Genomic DNA, 23,598 nt, shown 5'->3' with positions numbered 1-23,598 from the left:
TCCGCGGCGGCCGTCGCGGGACACTGCCCTTTCCGGCCTCTCCGAAATGCGCTCAGGCGCATCGCTGCGCGCCGCCCGGGGGGCCGGCAGGTCGCGGCCCGTGCACGACGACCCGGGGGTGGGGATGGGATCGCCTGACAACGGCGGGAGTACACCGCGAAGGGGCGCCGCGCGCCTCGCACTTCGCTACTACGGGCGGGAGCTGTCCCGGCTGCGGCGGCTGACGGTGCCCGGGATGCTGCTGCCCGCGCTGGGCAACATCGGGCTCAACTACGTGGCGCCGCTGGTCGTCGCGAAGCTCGTCGCCCGGATCGCCGGCGACTCCGCGATCTCCGTCGGATCGACGCTGCCCTACGTCCTGGCGTTCGCCGGCGTCCTGCTGCTGGCGGAGACCCTGTGGCGTATCGGCTACCACTGCCTGAACCGGCTCGACGCCCGCGGCGTGGAGCACCTGTACGTGATCGGCATGGACGAGCTGTTCGCCAAGGACGCCGCCTTCTTCCACAACAACTTCGCCGGCTCGCTGACCAAGCGGGTGCTGAGCTTCGCCTCCCGCTTCGAGGAGTTCGTCGACACCATGACCTTCTCGGTCATCGGCAGCCTGGTGCCGCTGGTGTTCGGGTCGGTCGTGCTGTGGCTCTACCAACCGCTGCTCGTCGTCGGCCTGCTGGCGATGATCGCGCTGACCGCGCTGTGCGTGGCGCCGCTCATCCACCGCCGCCAGGCGCTCGTCGACCAGCGCGAGGAGGCGATCGCCCGGGTGGCCGGCCATGTCGCCGACAGCCTGATGAACATGGAGACCGTCCAGGCCTTCGCGGCGCAGGAGAGCGAGGCGGCCGAACACCGGTCCCGCGTCGCGGAGTCCAAACGGCTCGCGCTGCGCTCGTGGGACTACGGCAACCTGCGCATCGACACCCTGGTGGCACCGCTGTCCGTGCTGACCAACGCGCTCGGCCTGCTGCTCGCGGTCGCGCTCGGCGGCGGCAGCCACGGTGTGGAGGCCATCGTGGTCGCCTTCACCTACTACAGCAACGCCACCCGGATCATGTTCGAGTTCAACCAGATCTACCGGCGCCTGGAGAGCGCCACCACCGAGGCGGCGCAGTTCACCGAACTGCTGCTGATCCCGCCGACGGTGCTCGACCCCGCCTCGCCCGAGCCGCTGCGGCCCCGCGCCGCCGACGTCCGCTTCGAGCAGGTGACCTTCGCGCACGCCGGCGGGGAGCCGCTCTTCGAAGGCCTCGACCTGGCGGTGCCCGGCGGTTCGAAGATCGGCCTGGTCGGCCGGTCGGGCGGCGGCAAGACCACCCTGACCCGGCTGCTGCTGCGGATGGCGGACATCGACGCAGGCCGGATCCTGATCGGCGGCCAGGACATCAGCCGGCTGCGGCAGGCCGACCTGCGCAGCCTGCTGGCGTACGTGCCGCAGGCCCCGGCGATGTTCCACCGCACGCTGCGGGACAACATCGCGTTCGCCCGGCCGGACGCCACCGACGCGGAGATCCGCCGCGCGGCGGAGGCCGCGCACGTCACGGAGTTCGCCGACGCGCTGCCCGACGGGTTCGACACCATGGTCGGCGAACGCGGCGTCAAGCTCTCCGGCGGGCAGCGCCAGCGGGTGGCCCTGGCCCGGGCGATCCTGCGGGACGCGCCGATCCTGCTGCTCGACGAGGCGACCAGCGCGCTGGACTCCGAGAGCGAGATCCTGGTCCAGGAGGCGCTGTGGCGGCTCATGGACGGGCGGACGGCGCTGGTGGTGGCGCACCGGCTGAGCACCGTCGCCACCATGGACCGCCTGGTGGTCCTGGACCGCGGGCGGATCCTGGAGCAGGGGACGCACCAGGAACTGCTCGCGTCGGACGGCGCCTACGCGAAGCTCTGGCAGCACCAGTCGGGCGGCTTCCTCGACGACACCCCCGCGCGGGCCGACCTGCACTGACAGCCGGTGCACGCCGGCGCGGTCCGCCGCGCCGCCGGCGTCAGTCGCCCGCGGTGCCGGGGCGGAGGGGCGGGCCAGCGGGGAGCAGTTCCCGGGTGAGCAGCGTCGCGCCGGCGACCGCGCCGGGCATCAGCACGACCGCCACGAAAGGTATGAGGAAGGCCAGCACCAGCGGCACCCCGAAGCCGAGTATCAGCATCAGCCGGCCCCGCATCAGCCGCAGTTGCTTGCGCAGCCCGACGTCGCGCCGCTGCATCGGGACCGAGGCGAGCTCCACGGCGAGGAAGAAGCCCGACACGCAGAAGCCGATCACCGGCACCACGGTCTGCCCGACGACGGGCACGAAACCCAGCGCGAAAAGGACCACGCCGAAGGCCGCGACGCGCAGCAGCACCCGCAGGCTGTCCCGCAGGCCGACCCACAACTCCCGCAGCAGTGAGCGGTGCGGCGGCTCCGGGGCGTTCCCCTCGGCGACGTCCACCCGCTGGGCGAGCGACTCGTAGAAGGGCTGGCCCACCAGCAGCGTCACCGCGGTGAAGGAGATCACCGCGACCAGCAGCCCGCCGCCGACCAGCACCGCGGTCAGCAGCTCGCGGAAGAGGTCCCGCCACGCCGACGCCCAGCCGTCGGCGAACGGTGTCGCCCAACGCGCCAGATCGTCCGACCAGATCACCAGCGCGGCCAGCGCGGCGGCGTAGCCGACGAAGGTGATCAGCGCGGGCAGCATCCCGAACCGCCAGTCCCGCCCGTGCCGCAGCGCCCAGCGCTGCCCCTGTGCCAGCAGCACAAGGCCTCTCCCCAGATCGCCCATGCCGCGGATCCTACGGCCACCGCCGGACCGGAGCGCCAGGGGCGGCCGCACCCCCCGCTCGGCACCAACTCCTTGGGACAGCGCACGCGGAGCCGGACCGGAGCGACGCCGCGGTCCGGCTCCGGGCGACCGGCGACCGCACCGGCGGCGCCCACCGCGTTCACCGGCCCTGCCCGTACGCCATGATGGCGGTCATGGACTTCGAGCCGTACCGGGGCGAGCTGGTGGCGTACTGCTACCGGATGGTCGGCTCGTTCCACGAGGCCGAGGACCTGGTGCAGGAGACGATGCTGCGGGCGTGGCAGGCGCGGGCCCGCTACGACGGCACGCGCGCCTCGGTGCGGACCTGGCTCTACCGCATCGCGACCAACGTGTGCCTGACGGCGCTGGAGCGCGGCACGCGGCGCCCGCTGCCGTCCGGTCTCGGCGCGCCGAGCGACGACGTCGGGGCGCCGCTCACACCGGCCCTCGACATCCCCTGGCTCCAGCCGTTCCCCGACGCCCGGTTCGACGCCGAGCAGCGGGCCGGCCTGCGGCTCGCGCTGGTCGCGGCGATGCAGGTGCTACCGCCCCGGCAGCGGGCCGTCCTGGTCCTGCGCGAGGTCCTGGCGTTCAGCGCCGCCGAGGTCGCCGAGCAGCTGGGGACCACGGTCCCGGCCGTCAACAGCGCCCTGCAGCGCGCTCGCGCGACCCTCGCCGACGTGGGCGACCCGCACGAGGTAGCCGAGCCGGACGACCCCGGGGTGCGGGCGGTGGTCCGGCAGTACGTGCGGGCCTTCGAGGCGGCCGACGTCCCCGCTCTGGTGCGGCTGCTCACCGACCAGGCGGTGCTGGAGATGCCGCCGGTGCCGCTGTGGTACCGGGGGAGCCGGGACTACGGCCTGTTCATGGACCGGGTGTTCGCGATGTGGGGGACGGGCTGGAGCGTGCGGCAGCTCACCGCCAACGGGCAGCCCGCACTGGCCGCGTACGTCCCGGAGACCCGCGGCGGCCGCCTGCACACCCTCCAGGTCCTCACGGTCACCGGCGGCCGGGTCGCCCGCAACGTCGTCTTCACCGACCCGCGGGTGCTCGGGGCCTTCGGGCTGCCCGAACGGATGCCGCCGCAGAAGTCACCCGCGCAGCGATGAGTCCGGCCGGCGCCGCTGGTACGTACCGGCGAGCACCGATCGAAAGGGACATCAGCGTGAGCGTCATCGTCATCGAGTTCATCACCCTGGACGGCATCGTGACCGACCCGGACGGGTCAGGGGGCACGCCGGCCGGCGGCTGGGCCTTCCGGCACGGCCCCGAGACCGTCGCCGGGGACAAATTCCGCCTCGGGAGTGTGCTGGACGACGGGGTCCTGCTGCTCGGACGCGCGACCTGGCAGCTGTTCTCGCAGCTCTGGCCGCCTCGCGACGACCCCTTCTCCGCGCGGATGAACGCGATGCCCAAACGGGTCGCGTCCCGCAGCGTGACCGACGTCTCGGCGTGGGCGAACTCGCAGGTCGTCCAGGGCGACCTGGTCGATGCCGTCAAGCGGGAGGACCGCGATGTGATCATCACCGGCAGCCTCAGCGTCGTGCGCGCCCTGATGGCCGCCGACCTCGTCGACGAGTACCGGCTCATGACCTTCCCGACGATCCTCCGTACCGGGGAACGGCTCTTCCCGGCCGGCGGCCCGCCCGTCCATCTGGAGTGCCGGTCGGCGCAACGGGTCGGCGCCGCCGTCCTCGCGCGGTACGCCAGGGCGGCGGGCTGACGGGTCGCGGGTCGTGCCGGTGCGTCGTCGGGGGGCTCAGCGGCTGCGGGCGGCGGCGCACCGGACGCAGGTGGTCGCCGCGGGGAGCACGTCGAGGCGTTCGCGCGGGATCGGCTCGCCGCAGACCTCGCACCGGCCGTACTCGCCCCGTTCAAGGCGTTCCAGTGCCATGTCCAGGGTGTCCAGGTGGTCGCGCGCCTGGCCCAGCAGGGAGCCGATGTGCGCGCGCTCGAACGCGGTGCTCGACCCCTCGGGGTCGTGCTCGTCGTCGACCGCCACCAGCGCGTTCGCCGCGACGATCCCGTCGTAGTCGCTGCTCAGGGCCGCGATCTGCGCGCCGGTGGCCGCGCGGGCGGCGGTCAGGCGCTCGCGGGTCGCGGCGGCGTCCTCGTACGAATCGCTCATTACCGTCACAACACCGGCATCCGCGCCGCCATTCCGGGCGCGAACTGGCGCACGGCTCACCGGGGACGGGCGGGCAGCGCGCGACCGGGGGCACTCGCGCCGGAGTGAGCGGCGCACACCAGCTCAGTGCTTCCGGGCGCCGTTTTCCCGGTCGCCGCGCCGTGGGACGTTGTCACTCCGGACGGACGTGGTCGCTCGGGGGCCTGCGCAAGGGGGAGGGACCATGGCACGTCGGTGGTTGGTGACAGGATGCTCGTCGGGCCTGGGGTGGGCGGTGGCGGCCGCAGCGGCGGCAGCGGGCGACTCGGTGCTGGCGACCGCGCGCAAGCCGGACGCCGTGCAGGAACTCCAGCGCCGCTACCCCGACCGGGTCACCACCGCCGCGCTCGACGTCTGCGACCCGCGGCAGTGCGAGGACGCCGTCGCCCGCGCGGTCGACCGGCTCGGCGGCGTGGACGTGCTGGTGAACAACGCGGGCGCCGGGTTGTTCGGCGCCGTGGAGGAGGTCTCCGACCGGGAGCTGCGGGACCAGCTGGAGATCGCGGCCGTCGGGCCGTGGCGGCTGGCCCGGCTGGTCCTCCCCCTGATGCGGGCCCAGGGCGCGGGCCACATCGTCAACGTCTCCTCGGTCGTCGGCCGGATGGCGCTGCCCGGTCTGTCCGCGTACGTCGCCGCCAAATACGCGCTCGAAGGCCTCAGCCAGGCGCTCGCCGCCGAGGTCGGCGGGCTCGGCATCCGGGTCACCGTCCTCGAACCCGGCCAGTTCGCCACCCGCTACGACAGCTCCCTGGCCGAGACCGTCACGCGGCTCGCCGCGTACGACCCGGTGACCGGGCCGGTGCGCGAGGGGATCCGCACCATGCGGGCCAACGCCGACATCGGCAGCCCGGCGGAGTTCGCCGAGGTCGTCCTGCGGATCGTCGCCTCCGATCAGGCCCCGCTGCGGGTCCCGGTCGGCCCCGACGCCTACGCCTACCTCGCCGCCGCCGACGAGGCGCACCGGCAGGACTTCGCGGCGGCACGGGAGTTCACCCGCGGCCCGTCCTGAGCCGGCGCGCCGGGCGGGGTACCCCCGGTGCGCCCGCCCCGGGGTGCGGGCGGGCGCGGACCGCCGCAGGCTGGGGCCATGGCTCCCCGTTCCCGCCGTGCCGCCGAGGCCGCCGACCGGTTCGACGCCGAGGCCGCCGTGGACGAGCTGTACGCGGCAGCGCCCGGTGACTTCGTGGCCCGCAGGCAGGAACTGGCCGCCGCCGCCCGCACGGCCGGCGACTCCGGCGCGGCGCGGCGCCTGCGCGAGGCCCGGGCGGCCCAGGCGGCCGCCTCCTGGGAGCTGGACGAACGCCGGGCAGCCGAGCAGGCGGCGGCCGCGGCCGAGGACGACGCCTCCGCCGGGGAGGAGCGGGCCCGTACGCGCGCCGAGGAGGCTCAGCGCGCCCTCAAGGACGCCCGCGACGCGCTGGCCGAGGTCACCCGCGGCCACCGTCAGGCCACCCGGGACAGGAAGGCCGCCGCGCGCGAGCGCGAGCACGCGGAGGGCGCGGCGGCGGGCGCCGCGGACGCCGTCACCCGCCTGGAGACCGGCCGGGGGTAGCCCCCCTCCGCCGGAAGAGGCAGCAGGCCGGGGGAGCGGGGCCGTGCCAGCCCCCAGGCCCGCGGCCGCCCGTCCGTGACTCCCCGGCGCGGCGGGAGCGGCATCAGGCCCGCGCCCGTCGGTCCGTGGCTCCCTGGTGTTCGCCGGGACATCCGACCTCGGCACCGCGCGTATCGTGGTCGCCCTGTCCGGCGGGAGGCGACGATGGGTGCTCCCCTTGCGGCACGTCCCCCAGAGGTTCCTTGATGACGCTCAGCACCGCCGAGCCCGCGCCCGCCGGGAGTCCCACGCCCGCCGGGAGTCCCACGAACGAACTCCGCGTCACCCGGCGCAGAGCGCTCCAGGCGGCGGTCGGCGCCCTGGGCGTGATCGCGGTCGGCGGCACGGGCGACGGGGCCGGCGCCGCGGACCCCGGCCCGGCCGCGTACGTCCTGCCGGCGGGCTACGAGGGCGACATGTCCGACCTGAAGCACGTGGTGATCCTCATGCAGGAGAACCGGTCCTTCGACCACTACCTCGGCCAACTGCCGGGCGTGCGCGGCCGGCACGACAAGCAGGTCCTGAGGTTCCAGGACGGCACCGACGTCTTCCAGCAGCGCGACGCGAGCGGCGCCGTCGTGACGCCGACCGCCTCGACCGCCACCTGGGGCGACAACCACGACTTCTACGGTGCCAACGGCGGACGGTGGAACACCTGGGTGCGGGACAAGGGCGCCGACTGCATGCGGTTCTACGCCCCCGACCACATGCCGTGGATGTACGCGCTCGCCTCCCGTTACACCGTCTGCGACATGAACTTCTGCTCGCTGCACGGGCCGACCGTCCCGAACCGCTACTACCTCATGACCGGCATGTCGAACGGCGAGACCACGAACGCCGGCCAGAACGACTACAGCCGGAGCTGGACGACGGTGCCCGAGCAGCTGGAGGAGGCCGGCATCAGCTGGCGGGTCTACTCCGACAACAGCGGCAACGGCGTCGAGGGCAGCCTGCAGAGCGGCTTCGTCGGCGAGTACGGCTGCAACGTGACCAACGGCTTCGCGGCCTTCGACCCGCGCACGGCGAGCGCCGACGACCTCGCCCCGGGCACCGGCAGGGTGTGGAAGGCGAATGCGTTCCTCTACTGTGGCGCCACCACGCCGGACGACGACTCCGAGCAGAACCTCGACGCCGTGCTGCGGGACTTCACCGCCGCCTGCCGGCCGGACGCGGAGCACCCGCTCCCCGAGGTCTCCTGGATCGTGATGCCGGCGGGCTGGAGCGAGCACCCCGACTTCGACACCGTCCACGGCGAGCGCTACATGGACAGGGTGCTCAGGACGCTCCAGGACAACCCGGAGATCTGGAACCACACCCTGGTGATCATCACCTACGACGAGAACGACGGGAAGTTCGACCATGTGCTGCCGCCGCGCCCCGAGCCAGGCACGGCGGGGGAGTTCTCCGGCAGCACCCCGTACGGATTCGGCCCGCGGGTGCCGATGCTGCTGGTCTCGCCGTGGACGCGCGGCGGTCACGTCGCCTCGGAGGTCTTCGACCACACCTCGACGGTGACCTTCCTCGAAACCTGGGCGGCCCACCTCGGCAAGCCGTTCACCTGCCAGAACATCACCGGCTGGCGCCGCTCGATCGCCGGCGACCTGACCAGCGCGATCGACTTCGCCCACCCGCGGCCCGGACCCGTGGACCTCCCCGACCCGGTCGACGCGACGCCGCCGCGGCCGGAGGGGGACGCGATGACGCCGCGCGGACTGTCCTTCCACCCGCACGCCACGCTCGCCGAGGACCGCGCCGCCGGCACGGTCACCGCGTCGATGACACTGACCGGCGGCCCGGCCGGCAAGGCGGTGAGCCTCCAGGTCTTCCCCGACCGCTACCTCGCCTTCTCCAACACGCCCTACACGGTGACCGCCTCGACCCCGCGCCACCACAGCTGGGACGTGCGGCAGACCGGCGGCAACTACGCCTTCTCCGTCTACGGACCCGACGGCTTCCTCCGCTCCTTCGCCGGACAGGTCGTCCCGGCCGGCCGCGACGACGTCGGGGTCCCGCGGGTCGACGTGGAACTGCTGGCCGGCGGCGACCCGGCCGTCCGGCTGACGCTGCGCAACGACGGCGGCCTGCCGGTCCGCTACACGCTGGCGGCCAACGACCATCTCGGCGGCCGCCGGACCCGCACCGTCGCCGCCGGCACGGCGGCCGTGCTGGACTGGCCGACCCGGCTGGGCTACTACGACGTCGTGATCAGCGCCGACACCGGCACCGGCTGGACGCAGCGGTACGCCGGCCGCGTCGCGACGATCCGCCCGGCGGTGACCGGACCGGTGGCCGGGTGACCCGAACGGGCCATCGGCGGCGATCCGGCCGGCCACCGCCGCGGCGGGTGGCCGGCCGCCGGGCGGGGCCGGGCCCGCGCGGGGGACCCGGCCCCGTCGCACGCGTGTGCTGGGTTGCCGGTCCCCCACGCAGCCCGCAGCATGAGGTGGGGACAGGAGGTCGCGGCCATGAGCCTGTACTTCGCCAACGGACTGCACGGCCTGGTGGACGACGCACTGGCCGGCTTTGCCCTCGCACACCCGGAGACGGTCCGCTGGGACGAGCGCGACGGGTATCTGCTCGCGCTGCACCCCGCGACGTCACGCCGTGTCGGACTGGTCTCCGGCGGCGGCTCCGGGCACGAACCGCTGCACCTCGGATACGTCGGCGCCGGCATGCTGGACGCCGCGTGCCCCGGACGGATCTTCGCCTCGCCGCACAACCGCCAGGTGTTCGCGGCGGCCCGCGCCGCCGCTCGCGAGGACGGCGTGCTGCTGCTGGTCAAGAACTACACCGGGGACCGGATCAACTTCGGCATAGCCGCCGAGCGGCTCGCCCATGAGGGCATCAGCTGCGGGCGGGTGCTCATCGATGACGACGTGGCGTCGGAGTCAGCGGAATCGGCCACCGGCCGCCGCGGCACCGGCGCCGCCGTGCTGGTCGAGAAGATACTCGGCGCCGCGGCCGACACCGGCCGCGGCCTCGCCGACCTGGAGTCCTTCGGCGCCGCGCTGGTGGCCCGCTGCCGGAGCCTGGCCGTCGCCTCGGCGTCGCACACCTCGCCGTCGACCGGACAGCCCGCCTTCGCGCTGGAGCCGGGCACGCTGGAGTACGGCGTCGGCATCCACGGCGAGCGGGCCCGCCGTACGCTGCCGGCACGCTCGCTGCGCGAGCTGGCCGAGGAGATGGTCGCCACCCTGGCCGACGCGCTGCGGCTGGACGGCAGGTCCCGGCTGATCGTGCTGGTCAACGGGCTCGGCGGCGTCACCCGCCTGGAGCTCTACGCGGTGCTGCGCGAGGTCACCCGGCTGCTGGACAAGCGCGGCGCCGCCACGGTCCGCACGCTCGTCGGCGACTTCGTCACCGCCCTGGACATGCGCGGCTTCTCCGTCACGCTGCTGGACGCCGACGACGAACTGCTCCGGCTCTACGACGCGCCGGCCGCCACCCCCGCCTGGCCCGCACGTCCTGGGCCGCCCTGAGCTGCCCGTCTCCCCGCATGCTGCGCCGGCCGACCGGTGCCAGGGCGCGCGGGGTTCCCGCCCCCCCGGGCAGCCGGACCCGTCGCACCGGCCCCGGCACCGGGGGCACGCTGCCGCCGACCACGGGAGACGCATCATGCGTGACACGAGCACCCGACCCGAGCACACCGCCGAAGCGGCCTTCGCCGAGCTCACCCACAGCTGGGTGCACGGCTTCGCCGCCACGGCCGAGGCCACCGAGGCGGAGCTGACCGCGCTTGACCAGCAGGTGGGCGACGGCGACTTCGGTGCGAATCTGGTCGCGGGGCTCCAGGCGACGCTGCGGCTGCTCGCCGCGCCGCCGCCTCCCGCTCCCCCCGCCCCGGCCGCCGACTGCGGCACCCGCCCGCGCCCGACGGACCTGCGCGCGGGCGCGAGCGGGGCCGACGCCGGGGCGGCCGGCATTCGGCAGGCCGAGGCGCTGAAGGACGGCTCGGCGGGTCCCGCCGCCGAGGCGGCCCCGCCACGCGCGACCGCCGCTCCCGCGTCGGCCGGCGGCACCGCCCAGGGCGGCTCGACCGGGCCCACCGCCGCGGCCGCGTCCAGCGGCATGGTGCCCGGGCGCGTACCGCGCGGGACCGCACCGACCGCCGTCCCGGCGCCTGCGGGCCCCGCGGAGGCGGCCGCCAGGCCGCTGGAGGCCGCGGCCGGCGCCTTCCTCGACGAGGTCGGCGGCACCAGCGGGCCACTGTTCGGGCTGCTCTTCCAGGAGATCGCCGCCGCCGTCCGGGCGGGCGGCGCCACGTCCCCCACCGCCGCCCTGGCGGCCGGGGTCCGCAACGGCCTCGCGGCGATACAGCGGGTCGGCGAGGCGGAGGTGGGCGACAAGACGCTGGTGGACGCGCTCGCGCCGGCCGCGGCCGCACTGGCCTCGTCCACCGCCCGCGATCCCCGCCAGGCCCTCGCCGACGCCGCCCGGGCGGCCTGGCGGGGCGTCCACGACACCGCCCGGATGACCGCGCGCCGCGGCCGGGCGAGCTATCTCGGCGACCGCGCGGCGGGCGTCCCCGACCCGGGCGCGGTCGGCATAGGCCTCCTCTTCACCGCCGCGAGCGGCCCGGTCACCACGCTGGGGCCGCTGCTGCGATAGAGCCTGCGTTGCACATGGCGCCCGGCCGGCGATGCCTGGCACGCACGCGACGCGGAGGGCGGGGCACCTCCCGGGCCGTCGAGCCCGGGGAAGCAGGTCGCGGCCTCCGGCCACGTGGGGAGGGTGGGTGCCTGGCGCCGGGTCGGCCCCGGCGGGTCGGGCCGGTATCCGGCGACGTGGCGAGGGCGGGTGCCGGGACGCCGGCCGGGCGTGGTGGGTCGGACTGGCCCTGGGGCGGCTGACGGACCGCCTCCGGTCCCGGGTCAGCGGGCCAGCGCCTGTGCCACGCGGCGGCCCGCCCACGCGAAGACGTCCGGGTCGTCGAGCCTGGCCACCCACAGGTCGACCCGGGCGGCGACCTCCTCGCCGGGCCACGGGCCGACGCCCATGATCCGCAGCCCGGCGCGCTGCGCTGCCTCGACCCCGCAGGCCGAGTCCTCGACCGCGAGGCACTGCGCCGGGTCGGCGCCGCACAGGCGGGCCGCGGTGAGGTAGACGTCGGGCGCGGGCTTGGGGCGCACGGCACCGTCCGGGACCACGATGTGGTCGAAGTACGCCAGCAGCCCGGCCCCTTCGAGGCAGGTCTCCACCACGTCGGCGGGGCAGTTGCTTGCGACCGCCAGCGGCGCGAACTTCGCCGCGTGGGCGACCAGTTCCGGCGCGCCCGGCATCGTGGTGGGCTGGGCGGCGACCAGCGTGCGGAAGCCCGCGAGCAGCGCGTCGGTCAGCTCGTCGCCCAGTTCGGGCCGCCGCGCCTCGTCGGCCATGAGCTGCCCGCACTCGGTGTAGTGCAGGCCCTTGGCGCGCTCGGCGAAGCCGGGTGCCGCGCGCAGACCGAACTCGCGCAGCGTCAGGTCGCGAGCGTCCTGCCAGTGCCGTTCGGTGTCCATGAGGGTGCCGTCGCAGTCGAAGACGACCGCGGCGGGCGTCCAGGACAGCAGCGGCGCGGAGCCGCGCGCCGGCCCGGCCGGGAATGCGGACGCCTCAGGGGACGGCGCGGAAATCGACCGCCCGCTCGAAAAGGCTGGCGGGGGCGCGTCCGCGGAAAGCGCGGGAGCGGGGGACGGCGGGGATACAGAAAGGGGGGATCGGGTCACTGGCAGGAATTCCGTTCGGGAATGCCGGAGGAACAGCGGAGATCCGTACGTCCGCTCCGGCGACGAGGTGTTCCGCACACCGCCGCCATGCCGCGATACGCGGCAAAGCGCGTGGCGGAGAGCCCCCGGCGGCCATCGGCACCACCGAGAACATAACGTTCATTACGTTATGCCCCGACGGAAGGTAGTCAAGTAAGCGCGCTGTGTCACATGTCGTGTCGGCCGTAGCCGAGGACGCCGTACGCGGTCGCTCCGGCGCCCTGCCGGACCCGGAAGACGCAGGTGCGGTGGTGTGTGACGGTGTCCACCAGGGCCGGCGGCTGGTACTCGGTGAAACGCACCGCGGCCAGCCGGCCGCTGACCGGCCGGAGCAGCACCCCGCCGCTGGCCTCGGCGGCACCCTGGCGCGCCGCCTCCAGCAGCAGCATGCCGGGCACATGGTCGCCGGCGTGGTCGAAGTAGAACGGGTGGCCGGGGTCGGCCGGCTCGACCGCCAGCCCGTCAGCGCGGCGCGCGACGACGACGTCAGCGGTTCGGGCGACACCGAGCAGCGCCGGATCGGGGCGGCCGCCGGGTGCGGGCGGCGGCTGCCGGGCGGCCATCAGGTCGCCGCGGACGGCGGCGTACCGCTCGGCGGACAGGAACCGCGCACCGCCGCCTGCGCGGGCGAAGAGCCGCCCGCCGGCCTGGTAGCCGACGGTCAGCCGTACGGCGGCGAGCCCGCCGTCGGAGCGCCGCCGCGGGTGCGTCACCTCGACGGTGCAGGTGATCTCGGTACAGCCCAGGTCGACGCGCGGTTCGCGGTCCGGGCGCAGCGCGAAGTACAGGTCGTCGATGAGCATCCGGGCGGTCGCGGGCACGCCGTACCACCGCAGGGGGAGGTAGATGCCCAGCTGGCGCAGCGTCTCCACGACCAGCAGCGGGCTGTGCCGGTCGCTGCCGTCGGGGGGGAAGGTCGGGTGCGAGCGCGGCCAGCAGGCCGCGGCCAGGAAGCCGCCCGCCCGGTCGGGTCTGACATCGGTCAGCAGCACCTCGGCCACCGACGTGCGGTGCACCAGCTCGCGGGGGACGGTGGACGACCAGCTCAGGTTCGGGGCGCGCGGCTCGCCGAGCAGATTCCTCATATGACAAGAGAAACGCGCGTTCGGTCAATTCGCACCCGCATTGCTTCCGGTATGTAACGGAGAGAAGTCGCACAGGCGCTACATTGCTGCCCATTGATGGCAGGCCTTTGGTGCGGCCCCGCAGACGCGGGGCCGTTGCCGGGCCGCGAGCTGACCATGTGGAGTGGATGTGCAGGAACGTGCCGAGGCGACGCGCAGGTATCTGGTGGAGGCCGCGGCGCACCTTTTCGAGGAACGCGGATTCGCCGGTACCAGTATCAGCGACATCAGCGCCCGGTCAGGCCGTACCAGCGGTGCCATCTACTTCCACTTCACCAACAAGGAGAAGCTGGCGCTGGCGGTGGTCGAGGCGACCCTGGCGACCTGGCCCGCGCTGATCGCCCGGGTCCGCGCCTCGTCCGCTCCGGCGCTGGACAAGCTGGTCTCGCTGAGTTTCACGGTGGCGCGCTCGTTCCGGGACGACGTGGTGGTGCGGGCCGGGTCGCGGCTGTGGATGGAGCGCAAGGCGATCGAGGCGCCGGTGCCGACACCCTTCGTGGCCTGGATCGAGACGGTGACCGAGCTGCTGCGGGACGCCAGGGCCGAGGGCGAGCTGTCATCCGCCGTGGAGCCGGAGACCGCCGCGCTCGCGGTGGTCTACGCGTTCTTCGGCCTGCACACCGTGTCCGACGCGCTGGATGGGCGGGCCCGCATCGAGGAGCGGCTGCGGGAGCTGTGGGAAGTGCTCCTCCTGGCCATCCAGGCCGCCCCCGACGCTCCCGCGCTGCTCGCCCGCGCCTGCGGTCCCGCCCCGGCCGCGCTGCCGGCCTGACCCGGCCGGCAGCGCGGCCGCGGCGCTACGCGCGGACCGCCGTCCGGCGGCCGTGCGCGGCGGCGTGGTGCAGCGAGCGCCAGGCCACCAGGGCCCACGCGGCGGCCAGCAGGGCGTAGAGGACGACCGCGGGCCAGACGAAGAGGTCGGAGCCGGTGCGGGCGGCCAGCGCGCCGGTCCCGGTGACCAGGGCGCCGAGCGGGAAGATGAAGGACCACCAGGTGGGCGCGAAGGGCAGGCCCGCCCGCAGCTCCCGCACGGTCAGCGCCGCTGCGAGCGCCAGCCACAGCAGGGCGAATCCCCACAGCGCGACCCCGCCGAGCAGCGCCAGGCTCGCCGTGCCCCGCGCGTACGACGCGTCCAGCGCGCTCGGCGCGGCGGTGGCCAGCGTGCCCAGCGCGGTGACCGCCTGCCCCAGCGCCCCCAGGCCGATCCACACCGTGGGCACCACCGGGCCGCTGGGCGCGTCCTGGTGCACCAGGCGGCTGTAGAGCATGGCCAGCACCAGCAGGACCGCCACCAGGCCGAGCCCGAGCATCGCGTAGCACCCCAGCAGCAGGGCCAGCCGTGGCTGCCCCGCCGGTGCGTGCCGGACCAGCAGCGCGCCCGTCGCGGCCGAGACCAGCGGCGGTACCACCGGCATCAGCCAGCCGCCGGACGCCGCCTCGGCGGCGAAGCGGTGCCGGGTGATCATCAGATACGGCACCGCGCAGGCGGTGCCGAGGCCGAGCACCGTGCCCGCCGACCAGAGGACCCAGTCCGCGTCCACTGCCGCCCGGGCGCCGATCACCCGCGGGCCGAGCAGCAGCGCTCCGGCGCCCACCGTGAGCAGCGCCATCGGCGGCGCTCCGAAGAAGGGGGCCAGCAGCGGGTCGGCGGCGTGCTGCCGCAACGCACGCTGCCGTGCGTAAGCTGCGGCCAGCGCGACGAGCAGCAGGGCGGCTCCCGCCCAGACCACCGTGGCGGCGCCCTGCAGGCCGCGGAAGCTCCGCGGCAGCGTGACCGCCGCGTTGGCGACGATGCCGGTGCCCATCACGGCCGCGAACCAGCCGGGGACGAGCAGCGGACGCCCGGCGTGCACGGCGGGGCGCGGTGGGGGTCTGCCGGGCAGGGCGGGTCCGGTGCCCCGGCCCTCTCCGGTCGGCACGGCTCGGACACTGCTGGGGCGGGGCGACACGCCTGGAACGCCTGCTTTCCTCGTTCGGGACCCGCCCTGGGCGGATCGGTCGGCCGAGCAGCCCGGCTCTCCCACGGATCGCAGGTCGCGGCCGAGACCGTCGGCCCGCTGGCGCCCTCCACCGTAGGGCTGCCCGCCGCCCCCGCCGCATAGCAGCGCGTGCCGCAACGCCCTCGTATGCGGACATGCCGTGCGCGCCCGTGCCAGGACGCCGGGCGTCCGGGCACGGGCGCCCGGTCCGCGGACGGCGGGAGGGTGGGGGTCCGGCTCAGGACTGCTTGAGCTGCCCCGCGGTGACCGGCGGGAAGAGCACGTCGGCGCCGGTGAGTTCCAGCAGCCGCCGGACCGTGGAGCTGGCGGCCAGCAGGCGCACGCTGCCGTCCTTCTCCAGGGCACTGCTGCGGGCGTTGATCAGGGCGGTGAGGAAGGTGGAGTCGGCGAAGGTGATGTCCGCCAGGTCGAGCACCAGATGGGGGTGGTGGGCCAGCGCGGCCTCGACCGCCTCGCTGAGCGGATCGATGTTGTCGAGGTCCGACTCTCCGGCCGCGGTGATGACACTGGGCTCACCGAGCTCGGTGGACACCCTCAGGCGGGGTGCTCCGTCCGACGTTGGGTCGGGCGTGGCGTCCATGAACCGCTCCAGGACTCGACGATTTTCACTCGCACAATCGTTCCACACAACTTCCGGCGTCAGCTATGAGAACGGTAACGAACCGGCCAACCTTCGGACCCGGGCGCGGGGTTCCCGGCGCCCGTCGCGAGCGGTGCGACCCGGTGCGGCCCGCTGCGCCGAGAGCGGCGATTCCGCCGGCACGCAACCGAGCGCCGCCCGGCCCCTTCAGGGCGGGCGGCGCTCGGTGTTCCGGGCTGAGTGCCTCGGCTACCAGCGATACCAGCGGCCGCGACCGCCTCCGGCGGAAGTGCCGCGTGCGACAAAGCCGAGAAGCCACAGCACGAGCACCACGACGGCGATCCACCACAGCAGGTGGAGTGCGAATCCCGCACCGAAAAGAAGCAGTGCGAGCAGAAGAACTACGAGCAACGGTCCCATGATTGTCAACCTCCGAGAAGCCGTGTGCCCCCGGTCGGGGCGCCTATGCGGAATTCGTCACGTCAGCCGACGTGCCAGCTGAAGCCCCCGTTGCTGCTGGCCACGGCCAGCAGGACGACGAACAGCAGGATGTCGAAGACGCCCAGGATCACCGCTGCGAGCGCCATCCCGTGGTGCCCCGCGCCACGGCGGGCATTGCGCATGCCGATTCCGCCGAAGATCAGTGCCAGCGGGCCGAGGATCACGTTGAACAGGAAGATCCCGACGATGCCGCAGACCATTCCCGCGATGGCCAGTCCGTTGCCGCGCGCCCTGATCTGGGACTGGGTGGTATTGCCGTAGCCGGTCGTCATTTTCGCTCTCCTCGTCTCCCGGTCGATTGCCTCCACAGGAGTGCTTTCCGGTAAAGGGACTTCTGCCCCGTTCCCGTGAAGTACGCCTGCGACATCGGGAGTTGTGCGGCCGGCCGGTGCGTGCTCAGTGCAGGATGCTCACGGCGCGGGCCACCACCAGCAGCGACGTCATCAGCGCGGTCACGCTCTCCACGCTCATCAGGATCTTGGCGCGCGTGGACAGCGGCATGGTGTCCGTGGGGCTGAAGGCCGTGGAGTTCGTGACCGACACGTAGAGGTAGTCGACCAGGCTGGGGACCCAGTCGGAGGTGACGCTCGCGCCGTCAGCGACCTCCTGGACGGCGTCGTGGTTCTCGTCCTGGGAGAAGCGGAAGTCGGCCAGCGGCAACTGCGAGCGTGCCAGCTGCGTACGCGCCACCGGGCCGCCGCGGTCCAACTCCCAGTAGGCGAGGCCGAAAGCGATGATGTTGGTGAGCCACACCTGGAGGGCCGCCAGCAGCAGCGAACGGCCGTCCTTCACCCCGGAGTCGACGAGGTCGCGGACCAGCAGCCCCAGCGCCAGCAGGTTGCCGGCGGCGATCAGCGCCACCAGGCAGAGGGAGAGCACCCGTGAGACGCGGGTCTCGCGGGTCAGCCGGCGGGGGTTCACGGCCACCAGCGAGGCGAGCAGCAGCACCTCGAACGAGGGGAGCACCCACCGGGGGACGACCATCAGCCGCTGCGGAAGTATCACGTACAGCGCGATGGCCGTCAGCACGGCTATCGCCGCGGGCAGCCTGGCCTCGCCGCGCCGCTCGTGCCGGGGGTGCCGGACACGGGCCTCGGCCCGGTTGCGGGTCACCGGCCCTGTCCTTCCCGCCGGGCGCGGCAGCGCCGCACCGGCGCCGTCGCCGACCGCCCGCCGGGCCGGCATCGGTGTGGGCCGTCAGTGGTGACCGTGGGCGCTGTCCGAGGCGCCGCCGAAGAGCCGGGCGACGGCGCGGAAGGGCAGGCTGACGACGGTGGCGATGGCACTGCCGATCTTCGCAAGGACGTCTCCGATTGCCTTGAGCATGGCTGAACCTCTTTCTGGTGGGGGTGGCGGGCCGGGAGCCGCCGTGCGACCGCCGGCCTGGTCCTTGCTGCTCGCCTACCCCCGCAGCGCGCGCGTACCGCCCGCACCGGCGGCGCCCGCCGGCCGCGGACGCGGATCCGGCGCGCTGCCGGTGCGGAGCGCAAGCGTGGGCCGGCAGTGCGCATGCCCCGGAAACGCGCCCGCACGCCCCCACCGGCCAGGACGCGCGCCCCCACGGGCCAGGACGCCTCGGCCGGCCCGCGGAACCGGTGGTCACCCGACCTGATCACGACCGCGCGTTCGGGGTATGCGGCGGTCATGACCTGCCGCTCGCCTGCCCGCACCCACCCGATGCCCCCGGGGCCCGCCCATGGACAGGTGGCGTTGTCGTCCCGGGCCGAAGGGGGTGAAAGACTGTGCTCAGTTTTTTCACCCGGGGTCGAGGCAGGGAGGGCTGTGTGAGGATCGCTCGCAGTGTCGCGAGCCTCGGCCCGGTCGACGTCGGTGACCACGTGTGCTGGGTGGTGCCGCGGCCGGACGACTTCCAGCGGACGGCCCGGGGGTATCTCTCCGACGGCACCCACCTGGGCGACAAGGTCATGGTCGTGGGGTCCTCGTCGCCGGCCTGGCTGGAGTTCCACGCCCCGCAGGGTGTGCTGGTCGATCCCGTCGTCGCGCGCGGCGGCGTAGGCTGGGACGCGGACGCCCTGGTGTCCCTCGTGCGGCAGGAAGCGGAGACGGCCGGCCGCGAGGGCTTCCGGGCGTTGCGGGTACTGGCGCAGATGGACCGCATATGGCCCGCCGGCATCACCGCCGAGCAGGTCGCCGACCAGGAGCTGCGGCTTGACGCCGTGACCGGCGGCACCGCTGCGATGGTCGTGTGTGCGTATGCGAGTCCTGGCTTCGCACCGAAGGTGCTGGAACAGGCGGCGAGCGTGCATCCTCATTTCACGGGTCACCCCGCGATGGCGCCTTCCTTCCAGATGTTCAACGACGCGATGGACTGCTGGAGCGTGAGCGGCGTGGTCGACGCGGACGGCGCCGGCGCCTTCCGTACCGCCGTCACGGGGCTGCTGCGGACCACCGCGACCCTGCGGCTGCGCTGCGACGGCCTGCAGCTGATGGACGCCGTCGGCATGCAGACCCTCGCCGAGGTCGCCGCGACGCTGCCCGGCCGCAAAGTCCTGCTCGAACGTGCCAACCCCACCGTGCGAAGGTGCTGGGAATTGCTCGGCTTCGACGACCCCGCCGTCCCCGCGGAGCTGGTGCCGTGACCCCGCCCCGCACCATCTCGCCCGGCGTCTCCGGGACGCCCGGCTTCCGCCATGAGCTCTACGCCTACCACGGCGACTCCGGCTTCCTGCGGGGAGCGGTGTCCTTCATCCAGGACGCGCTGGCCGCCGACGAGACAGTGCTCGTCGCGGTCGGTGACGACAAGCAGGGCATGCTGCGTGACGCGCTCGACAGCGGGGACATGGAGCGCCAGGTGTCGTTCGTGGACACCGGCGCCCTGGGACGCAATCCCGCGCGGCTCATCCCCGCCTGGCAGGACTGGATCGCCAAGAGCGTCAGCGACGGCCTGCCCGTACGCGGCATCAGCGAGTCCCCGTGGGACAAGGCCACACCGGCCGAGCGCGGCGAGCTGCGCTACCACGAGTGGCTGCTGAACCTGACCTTCGCCCAGTCGCCGGCGTGGTGGCTGCTGTGTCCCTACGACCTCAGCACCGTCGAGGCCGGCGAGCTGGAGGCGGCCCGGATGTGCCACCCCTTCCAGCTGGCCGACGGCCTGCACGGCGACAACCCGGCCTTCTCCGACGAGCCCTTCCGCTTCGACGAGCTCAGCCCGGCCTGCGATCCCAACCAGACCATGGTCTACGGCGCCGGCGCGCTCGCGGCCGTCCGCGGCATGGTCTCGGAATGCGCCACCTCGTGCGGTCTGCGGGGCGCGCGGTTGCAGGAGCTGCTGGTGGCGGTGACCGAGGTCGCCGCCAACAGCATCCGGCACGGCGGCGGCTCCGGCACCCTGCGGACCTGGGGCGAGGGCGATCTGCTCGTCTGCGAGTTCCACGACAGCGGCCACATCAGCGACCCGCTGGTGGGCCGCTCGCGCCCGACCCCCGACCAGAACGGCGGCCGGGGCCTGTGGCTGGTGCACCAGCTCTGCGACCTGGTCCAGATCCGCTCCACCCGAGAGCGCGGCACCACGGTCCGGCTGACCATGGTGCTGCGCTGACCACGGCTCGGCGCTGACGCCGGCTCCGCGCTGATCACGGTTCGGGGCCGGCCACGGCTCGCGGTGACCGGGCCGCCGCACGTCACAGGGCCGTGGCGTGGACCCGGACCGGCAGGCCCGAGCGGGAGACCGCCTCGCGTTCGAAGGGCAGGCCGATCTTCTCCGCGACCCGCTGCGACGGCAGGTTGGCCGGCCGGATGATCGCGATGAGGCGCCGCATGCCGAGGACGTTGCGGGCGTGGTCGCGGCACGCGGCGGCGGCCTCGGTGGCGTAGCCCTGCCCCTGCAGGCCGGCCCGTACGTGATAGCCGACCTCGACGTCGGTGACCCCCTCGATCTCCTGCGGCGTCAGCCCGCAGTCGCCGACGAACTCGCCGGTGTCGCGTCGGGTGACCAGCCAGAGGCCGAACCCCTCGTCCCGGTAGTTGCGCCGGTTCCAGTCGATCCAGCCCAGCGCTTCCTCGCGGGTCTTCGGACGGGGGTAGTAGCGCATCACGTCCGGATCGCCCAGCAGCGCGGCCATGTCGTCGAGGTCGTCCTCGGTCATCTGCCGGAAGGCAAGTCGCGGGGTGGGCGGCGGAGTTCGCGGGAGGTCGCTCATGACGCCCAGTGTCCACGGGCCCGCGAGCCGACGGTACCGAGCGCCGCCCGGGCGCCGGGCGGCCGGGCCGGGACAGGGCGACTCCCCGCGTCCCGGGGGTCGCGGGGAGTCTCTGGTGCGGGCCGGTGAGCGCGGCGTCAGTCCTTGTGGATCCGCTTCACCGCGTCCTTGACCTTCTCGCCCGCCTGGCGCAGGTCGCCCTTGGCCTGGTCGCCGCGGCCCTCAGCTTCGAGGTCCTCGTCTCCGGCGGCTCGGCCGACCGTTTCCTTGATCTTGCCGGTGGCCTGCTCGGTCTTGGCCCGGGTCTTGTCGCTGTCGCTCATGACCTCACTCCTCTCGCTCGCTCTCGGAAGTCGGCTGCCCCGCGGCGGGCGCCTTATGTGTGCCGGTTGCGATCCGCAGTGCGTACGAGGCCCCGAGGGCGGCCGGAAGCCGCCGCGTACGGGCCGTTCCGGCGGGTATCCGCACCGCGGGAGGTGGCGGGGCATGGCCGGAAGGGAGGGCCGGGTCACGGCGGCCTGGCGGCGGTCGGTACCGGGCCGGATCTGGCAGCAGGGCGCGGAGATGGAGCTGATGCACCGGTCGATGGGCTTCGCGGCGCTCGGCCTGGTGACGCTGATGCCGTTGCTGATCGTGGTGGCGGCGGCGGTGCCGTACGAGCGCGGCGGCTTCGCGCAGTGGATCGTGGACGGCATGGGGCTGTCGGCGGGGCCGGCGCAGACCGTGCGGCGGCTCTTTTCCACCCCCGGCAAGGTGCTGAGCACCACCAGCGCGCTGAGCCTGGCGGCGCTCGCGGTGTTCGGGCTGTCCTTCGCGGCGAGCGTGGCGACCGGCTACGAGCGGATCTGGGACCTGCCGGCCGACCGCTGGCACGCCGCCTGGCGGCGGGCGGTGTGGCTCGCGGTGCTGACCGGCTACCTCTTCGTGGAAGCGCGCAGCGGCACGGTGCTGGACGGCGGCACGGTGCCCACCGCCCTGCGGATCGCCTTCACCCTCGCCTGTGGGGTGCTCTTCTTCTGGTGGGGCCAGCGCTTCCTGCTCGGCAACCGGGTGCCGGCGCGACCCGCCCTCACCGGGGCGGTGTGCACCATGGTGGGCCTGGTGGGCCTGCGGATCTTCTCGGTGCTCGTGCTGTCGCCGCTGATACTGACCAGCGCGGTGACGTACGGCCCGGTCGGCACCGTGCTGATGGTGCAGAGCTGGCTGATCGGGGTGGGGTTCGTCATCTTCGGCGGCGCGCTGGTCGGGCGGCAGCTCCACCACGGCGTCAGCCCGGAAGGCGTGCGGGCGCCGGAGGCGGCGACTGCGGGGGAGCGGCCGCCGGGGGCGAGCGGTGACGGCGGGCCGGTGGACCCGGTGGAGGCGGCCGCCAGGATCGGCCCGCGCTGGTGGCCGGCCCATCGCGCCGACCGCCGCTGACGACCGGGGGCTCCTACCGGGCCCGGCGGCTCAGCCGCGGGGCGCCCCGTACAGCCAGTCGACCAGCGCGGTCGTCACCAGCGCGTAGGCAAGGTGGGGGACCACGTCGGAGATCCAGTCCGAGACCGACCAGGTCCGCGGATCGGTGACGCCAAGGACCGTCATCGGGCCGTTCGTGCCGATCATGGCGCCGACCACGGCCACCGTGTACTCGCCGGCCACCGACGGGCGCCAGCCGGCGCTGCGGGCCAGCGCGAGCGCCGCCCCCATGGCCAGACCGCTGGCGTATCCGGTCATCGGAGCCAGGCCGGCGATCCGGTTGTCCAGGGCCTTCCCCTCACCGGGGATCCGCACATGCAGCTTCTCGGCGAGTTTGCGCACGGTGACCTCGGGCGTGGTGCTCGCGGGCCTGGCCCGCAGCGCGATGTCGGCGTAGCTGACGATGTTGAGCGCGGTCGTACCAGCGGCTCCGGCCGCGGCGCCGTGCAGAAGCGGACGCATCACACAGATCATGACCCTTCCTCCTGCCGTGCGGATGGACCGGGCCGGGTCCTGCGATACGCGCCTCGGCCCACAGGGCACTGTGCAAGCGTCCCATCGCGCGGACCGCCTCGCACACCGTGCGGCCCGCGGACGGCTGGTGCCTCCCGGCTGACCTCCGACTTCCCGGCGCGCTCCGCCTGCCGGGTCACGGATGTCGGAGCGGGGCAGCCGTCGGCGTGCACCCGGCGGACGGCGTGCCTACGGTGAGGTGACGGATTCCTGCACGCTCGCCCGCACGGCGCGGAGCCGATCCCGGCTGCCCGCCCGGTCGTGCCGGCAGGCCATCGAGACGCGGGAGGCACACACACCCATGGATATGAAACTCGAAGTCGTCGTGGTCCCGGTGTCCGATGTCGACCGGGCGAAGAACTTCTACACGGCGCTGGGCTGGCGGCTCGACGCGGACGTGGCCCCCGACGAGAACTTCCGCGTCGTGCAGCTCACCCCGCCGGGCTCGCCGGCCTCGGTCATCTTCGGCACCGCGATCGCCTCCCAGGCGCCGGGTACGGCGCAGGGCCTGCACCTGGTGGTCGACGACATCGAGGCCGCCCACGAGGAGCTGAAGCAGCGCGGCGCGGAGCCGAGCGACGTCTTCCACGACGCCGGGGGCGTCTTCCACCACGCCGGGACCGACGCCCGGGTGCCGGGCGTCGATCCGGACCGCGGCAGCTACGGCTCCTTCCTGTCGTTCAGCGACCCGGACGGCAACGGCTGGGTGCTGCAGGAGATCACCGCCCGGCTCCCCGGACGGCTGGACAGCGCGACCACGGCCTTCGCCTCCGCGGAGGACCTGGCGGGCGCGATGCGCCGCGCGGCGGCGGCCCACGGCAAGCACGAGGCGCGCACCGGCAAGGAGGACCCGGACTGGCCCGACTGGTACGCGCGCTTCATGGTGAGCGAGCAGGCGGGCACCGAGCCGCCCGTGTGAGCGGGGGCGGGGGCGTCCGGGGGCCGCGCACGGCGGCCCGGCGGGCAGGTAGTCGATCGGTCGTATAGTG

Annotated in this window: 26 protein-coding genes and 1 pseudogene; 14 read left to right on the top strand and 13 right to left on the bottom strand. The window is 74.1% G+C overall.

The window, feature by feature from the left end; genetic code table 11:
• The first annotated feature begins 124 nt into the window (after window positions 1-124).
• Window positions 125-1,939, top strand: a complete 1,815-nt coding sequence (locus tag OG702_RS02705; protein ID WP_327293062.1) for an ABC transporter ATP-binding protein — start codon at window positions 125-127, stop codon at window positions 1,937-1,939.
• Window positions 1,940-1,979: 40 nt separating this feature from the next.
• On the opposite strand, the gene OG702_RS02700 is transcribed toward OG702_RS02705, so the two are convergent.
• The gene (locus tag OG702_RS02700; protein WP_327287244.1) at window positions 1,980-2,750 is read right to left on the bottom strand and encodes an EI24 domain-containing protein; all 771 of its coding nucleotides are present in this window, start codon (window positions 2,748-2,750) and stop codon (window positions 1,980-1,982) included.
• A 194-nt stretch (window positions 2,751-2,944) separates the two neighbouring features.
• On the opposite strand from OG702_RS02700, the gene OG702_RS02695 reads away from it, so the two are divergent.
• Both OG702_RS02695 and OG702_RS02690 read left to right on the top strand, forming a co-directional pair.
• Window positions 2,945-3,880, top strand: coding sequence for a sigma-70 family RNA polymerase sigma factor (locus tag OG702_RS02695; protein ID WP_327287243.1), 936 nt, complete (start codon window positions 2,945-2,947; stop codon window positions 3,878-3,880).
• 56 nt (window positions 3,881-3,936) lie between these two features.
• Window positions 3,937-4,494, top strand: coding sequence for a dihydrofolate reductase family protein (locus tag OG702_RS02690; RefSeq protein WP_327287242.1), 558 nt, complete (start codon window positions 3,937-3,939; stop codon window positions 4,492-4,494).
• Between the two features lie 36 nt (window positions 4,495-4,530).
• Here OG702_RS02690 and OG702_RS02685 read toward each other — a convergent pair whose 3' ends face one another.
• Window positions 4,531-4,899, bottom strand: coding sequence for a TraR/DksA family transcriptional regulator (locus tag OG702_RS02685; RefSeq protein WP_327287241.1), 369 nt, complete (start codon window positions 4,897-4,899; stop codon window positions 4,531-4,533).
• A gap of 223 nt (window positions 4,900-5,122) precedes the next feature.
• Between OG702_RS02685 and OG702_RS02680 the strand changes: the two genes are divergently transcribed.
• The 6 genes and pseudogenes from OG702_RS02680 to OG702_RS02660 all read left to right on the top strand — a co-directional run bounded on the left by OG702_RS02680 (window position 5,123) and on the right by OG702_RS02660 (window position 11,137).
• Window positions 5,123-5,947: an SDR family oxidoreductase gene (locus OG702_RS02680; RefSeq protein ID WP_327287240.1), complete on the top strand. Its 825-nt coding sequence runs from the start codon at window positions 5,123-5,125 to the stop codon at window positions 5,945-5,947.
• A 78-nt stretch (window positions 5,948-6,025) separates the two neighbouring features.
• Entirely contained in the window at window positions 6,026-6,490 is a 465-nt protein-coding gene (locus OG702_RS02675) for a hypothetical protein (protein ID WP_327287239.1), read from the top strand.
• Window positions 6,491-6,735: 245 nt separating this feature from the next.
• On the top strand, window positions 6,736-8,826 hold the full coding sequence (locus OG702_RS02670; RefSeq protein WP_327287238.1) for an alkaline phosphatase family protein: 2,091 nt from the start codon (window positions 6,736-6,738) through the stop codon (window positions 8,824-8,826).
• 168 nt (window positions 8,827-8,994) lie between these two features.
• Window positions 8,995-10,008, top strand: coding sequence for a dihydroxyacetone kinase subunit DhaK (locus OG702_RS02665; protein ID WP_327287237.1), 1,014 nt, complete (start codon window positions 8,995-8,997; stop codon window positions 10,006-10,008).
• Between the two features lie 136 nt (window positions 10,009-10,144).
• Window positions 10,145-10,324: pseudogene (locus OG702_RS35355) on the top strand (hypothetical protein); the annotation flags it as partial.
• 273 nt (window positions 10,325-10,597) lie between these two features.
• Window positions 10,598-11,137: a DAK2 domain-containing protein gene (locus OG702_RS02660; RefSeq protein WP_327293061.1), complete on the top strand. Its 540-nt coding sequence runs from the start codon at window positions 10,598-10,600 to the stop codon at window positions 11,135-11,137.
• Window positions 11,138-11,400: 263 nt separating this feature from the next.
• Here the strand turns inward: OG702_RS02660 and OG702_RS02655 are convergent, their stop codons facing one another.
• Together OG702_RS02655 and OG702_RS02650 are read right to left on the bottom strand one after the other, a co-directional pair.
• Window positions 11,401-12,027: an HAD family hydrolase gene (locus OG702_RS02655; protein WP_442814284.1), complete on the bottom strand. Its 627-nt coding sequence runs from the start codon at window positions 12,025-12,027 to the stop codon at window positions 11,401-11,403.
• 413 nt (window positions 12,028-12,440) lie between these two features.
• A complete protein-coding gene (locus OG702_RS02650) occupies window positions 12,441-13,358 on the bottom strand; it encodes a ScbA/BarX family gamma-butyrolactone biosynthesis protein (RefSeq protein WP_327287236.1) in 918 nt (305 codons plus the stop codon).
• Window positions 13,359-13,527: 169 nt separating this feature from the next.
• Here OG702_RS02650 and OG702_RS02645 point away from each other — a divergent pair, with 169 nt between their 5' ends.
• Window positions 13,528-14,169, top strand: coding sequence for a ScbR family autoregulator-binding transcription factor (locus OG702_RS02645; RefSeq protein ID WP_327287235.1), 642 nt, complete (start codon window positions 13,528-13,530; stop codon window positions 14,167-14,169).
• A gap of 25 nt (window positions 14,170-14,194) precedes the next feature.
• Here OG702_RS02645 and OG702_RS02640 read toward each other — a convergent pair whose 3' ends face one another.
• The 6 genes from OG702_RS02640 to OG702_RS02615 form a co-directional block, all read right to left on the bottom strand.
• Entirely contained in the window at window positions 14,195-15,316 is a 1,122-nt protein-coding gene (locus OG702_RS02640; RefSeq protein WP_327287234.1) for a C4-dicarboxylate ABC transporter, read from the bottom strand.
• A gap of 298 nt (window positions 15,317-15,614) precedes the next feature.
• Complete coding sequence (locus OG702_RS02635; protein ID WP_327287233.1) at window positions 15,615-15,929, bottom strand: STAS domain-containing protein; 315 nt, start codon at window positions 15,927-15,929, stop codon at window positions 15,615-15,617.
• A 297-nt stretch (window positions 15,930-16,226) separates the two neighbouring features.
• The gene (locus OG702_RS02630; protein ID WP_327287232.1) at window positions 16,227-16,397 is read right to left on the bottom strand and encodes a hydrophobic protein; all 171 of its coding nucleotides are present in this window, start codon (window positions 16,395-16,397) and stop codon (window positions 16,227-16,229) included.
• A 62-nt stretch (window positions 16,398-16,459) separates the two neighbouring features.
• Window positions 16,460-16,750, bottom strand: coding sequence for a DUF4190 domain-containing protein (locus OG702_RS02625; RefSeq protein ID WP_327287231.1), 291 nt, complete (start codon window positions 16,748-16,750; stop codon window positions 16,460-16,462).
• Window positions 16,751-16,874: 124 nt separating this feature from the next.
• On the bottom strand, window positions 16,875-17,591 hold the full coding sequence (locus OG702_RS02620) for a hypothetical protein (protein ID WP_327287230.1): 717 nt from the start codon (window positions 17,589-17,591) through the stop codon (window positions 16,875-16,877).
• 84 nt (window positions 17,592-17,675) lie between these two features.
• Entirely contained in the window at window positions 17,676-17,804 is a 129-nt protein-coding gene (locus tag OG702_RS02615) for an LPFR motif small protein (RefSeq protein ID WP_327287229.1), read from the bottom strand.
• Window positions 17,805-18,262: 458 nt separating this feature from the next.
• Here OG702_RS02615 and OG702_RS02610 point away from each other — a divergent pair, with 458 nt between their 5' ends.
• Window positions 18,263-19,078, top strand: a complete 816-nt coding sequence (locus OG702_RS02610) for an MEDS domain-containing protein (protein ID WP_327287228.1) — start codon at window positions 18,263-18,265, stop codon at window positions 19,076-19,078.
• On the top strand, window positions 19,075-20,037 hold the full coding sequence (locus OG702_RS02605) for a sensor histidine kinase (RefSeq protein ID WP_327287227.1): 963 nt from the start codon (window positions 19,075-19,077) through the stop codon (window positions 20,035-20,037). The genes OG702_RS02610 and OG702_RS02605 overlap by 4 nt, the downstream gene beginning before the upstream one ends.
• An 82-nt stretch (window positions 20,038-20,119) precedes the next feature.
• Here OG702_RS02605 and OG702_RS02600 read toward each other — a convergent pair whose 3' ends face one another.
• Together OG702_RS02600 and OG702_RS02595 are read right to left on the bottom strand one after the other, a co-directional pair.
• Window positions 20,120-20,638, bottom strand: a complete 519-nt coding sequence (locus OG702_RS02600) for a GNAT family N-acetyltransferase (protein ID WP_327287226.1) — start codon at window positions 20,636-20,638, stop codon at window positions 20,120-20,122.
• A gap of 137 nt (window positions 20,639-20,775) precedes the next feature.
• Window positions 20,776-20,961, bottom strand: a complete 186-nt coding sequence (locus OG702_RS02595) for a CsbD family protein (protein ID WP_327287225.1) — start codon at window positions 20,959-20,961, stop codon at window positions 20,776-20,778.
• Window positions 20,962-21,124: 163 nt separating this feature from the next.
• Between OG702_RS02595 and OG702_RS02590 the strand changes: the two genes are divergently transcribed.
• Window positions 21,125-22,057, top strand: coding sequence for a ribonuclease BN (locus OG702_RS02590; RefSeq protein ID WP_327287224.1), 933 nt, complete (start codon window positions 21,125-21,127; stop codon window positions 22,055-22,057).
• Between the two features lie 30 nt (window positions 22,058-22,087).
• On the opposite strand, the gene OG702_RS02585 is transcribed toward OG702_RS02590, so the two are convergent.
• Window positions 22,088-22,558, bottom strand: coding sequence for a hypothetical protein (locus OG702_RS02585; RefSeq protein WP_327287223.1), 471 nt, complete (start codon window positions 22,556-22,558; stop codon window positions 22,088-22,090).
• Between the two features lie 358 nt (window positions 22,559-22,916).
• On the opposite strand from OG702_RS02585, the gene OG702_RS02580 reads away from it, so the two are divergent.
• Entirely contained in the window at window positions 22,917-23,528 is a 612-nt protein-coding gene (locus OG702_RS02580) for a VOC family protein (RefSeq protein WP_327287222.1), read from the top strand.
• Window positions 23,529-23,598: the final 70 nt, after the last annotated feature.

It is taken from the genome of Streptomyces sp. NBC_01198 (assembly GCF_036010485.1).
In the GTDB taxonomy this organism is placed as follows: domain Bacteria; phylum Actinomycetota; class Actinomycetes; order Streptomycetales; family Streptomycetaceae; genus Actinacidiphila.
This window is presented reverse-complemented; position numbering and strand designations above follow the sequence as displayed.

Excerpts from the sequence above, each read along its gene's own strand:
- OG702_RS02595 (WP_327287225.1), bottom strand. The coding sequence starts at position 20,961 with ATGAGCGACAGCGACAAGACCCGGGCCAAGACCGAGCAGGCCACCGGC.
- OG702_RS02625 (WP_327287231.1), bottom strand. The coding sequence starts at position 16,750 with ATGACGACCGGCTACGGCAATACCACCCAGTCCCAGATCAGGGCGCGC.
- OG702_RS02580 (WP_327287222.1), top strand. The coding sequence starts at position 22,917 with ATGAAACTCGAAGTCGTCGTGGTCCCGGTGTCCGATGTCGACCGGGCG.
- OG702_RS02650 (WP_327287236.1), bottom strand. The coding sequence starts at position 13,358 with ATGAGGAATCTGCTCGGCGAGCCGCGCGCCCCGAACCTGAGCTGGTCG.
- OG702_RS02675 (WP_327287239.1), top strand. The coding sequence starts at position 6,026 with ATGGCTCCCCGTTCCCGCCGTGCCGCCGAGGCCGCCGACCGGTTCGAC.
- OG702_RS02680 (WP_327287240.1), top strand. The coding sequence starts at position 5,123 with ATGGCACGTCGGTGGTTGGTGACAGGATGCTCGTCGGGCCTGGGGTGG.
- OG702_RS02655 (WP_442814284.1), bottom strand. The coding sequence starts at position 12,027 with ATGGACACCGAACGGCACTGGCAGGACGCTCGCGACCTGACGCTGCGC.
- OG702_RS02660 (WP_327293061.1), top strand. The coding sequence starts at position 10,598 with ATGGTGCCCGGGCGCGTACCGCGCGGGACCGCACCGACCGCCGTCCCG.
- OG702_RS02665 (WP_327287237.1), top strand. The coding sequence starts at position 8,995 with ATGAGCCTGTACTTCGCCAACGGACTGCACGGCCTGGTGGACGACGCA.
- OG702_RS02630 (WP_327287232.1), bottom strand. The coding sequence starts at position 16,397 with ATGGGACCGTTGCTCGTAGTTCTTCTGCTCGCACTGCTTCTTTTCGGT.
- OG702_RS02600 (WP_327287226.1), bottom strand. The coding sequence starts at position 20,638 with ATGAGCGACCTCCCGCGAACTCCGCCGCCCACCCCGCGACTTGCCTTC.
- OG702_RS02585 (WP_327287223.1), bottom strand. The coding sequence starts at position 22,558 with ATGCGTCCGCTTCTGCACGGCGCCGCGGCCGGAGCCGCTGGTACGACC.
- OG702_RS02705 (WP_327293062.1), top strand. The coding sequence starts at position 125 with ATGGGATCGCCTGACAACGGCGGGAGTACACCGCGAAGGGGCGCCGCG.
- OG702_RS02695 (WP_327287243.1), top strand. The coding sequence starts at position 2,945 with ATGGACTTCGAGCCGTACCGGGGCGAGCTGGTGGCGTACTGCTACCGG.
- OG702_RS02700 (WP_327287244.1), bottom strand. The coding sequence starts at position 2,750 with ATGGGCGATCTGGGGAGAGGCCTTGTGCTGCTGGCACAGGGGCAGCGC.
- OG702_RS02685 (WP_327287241.1), bottom strand. The coding sequence starts at position 4,899 with ATGAGCGATTCGTACGAGGACGCCGCCGCGACCCGCGAGCGCCTGACC.
- OG702_RS02615 (WP_327287229.1), bottom strand. The coding sequence starts at position 17,804 with ATGCTCAAGGCAATCGGAGACGTCCTTGCGAAGATCGGCAGTGCCATC.
- OG702_RS02590 (WP_327287224.1), top strand. The coding sequence starts at position 21,125 with ATGGCCGGAAGGGAGGGCCGGGTCACGGCGGCCTGGCGGCGGTCGGTA.
- OG702_RS02670 (WP_327287238.1), top strand. The coding sequence starts at position 6,736 with ATGACGCTCAGCACCGCCGAGCCCGCGCCCGCCGGGAGTCCCACGCCC.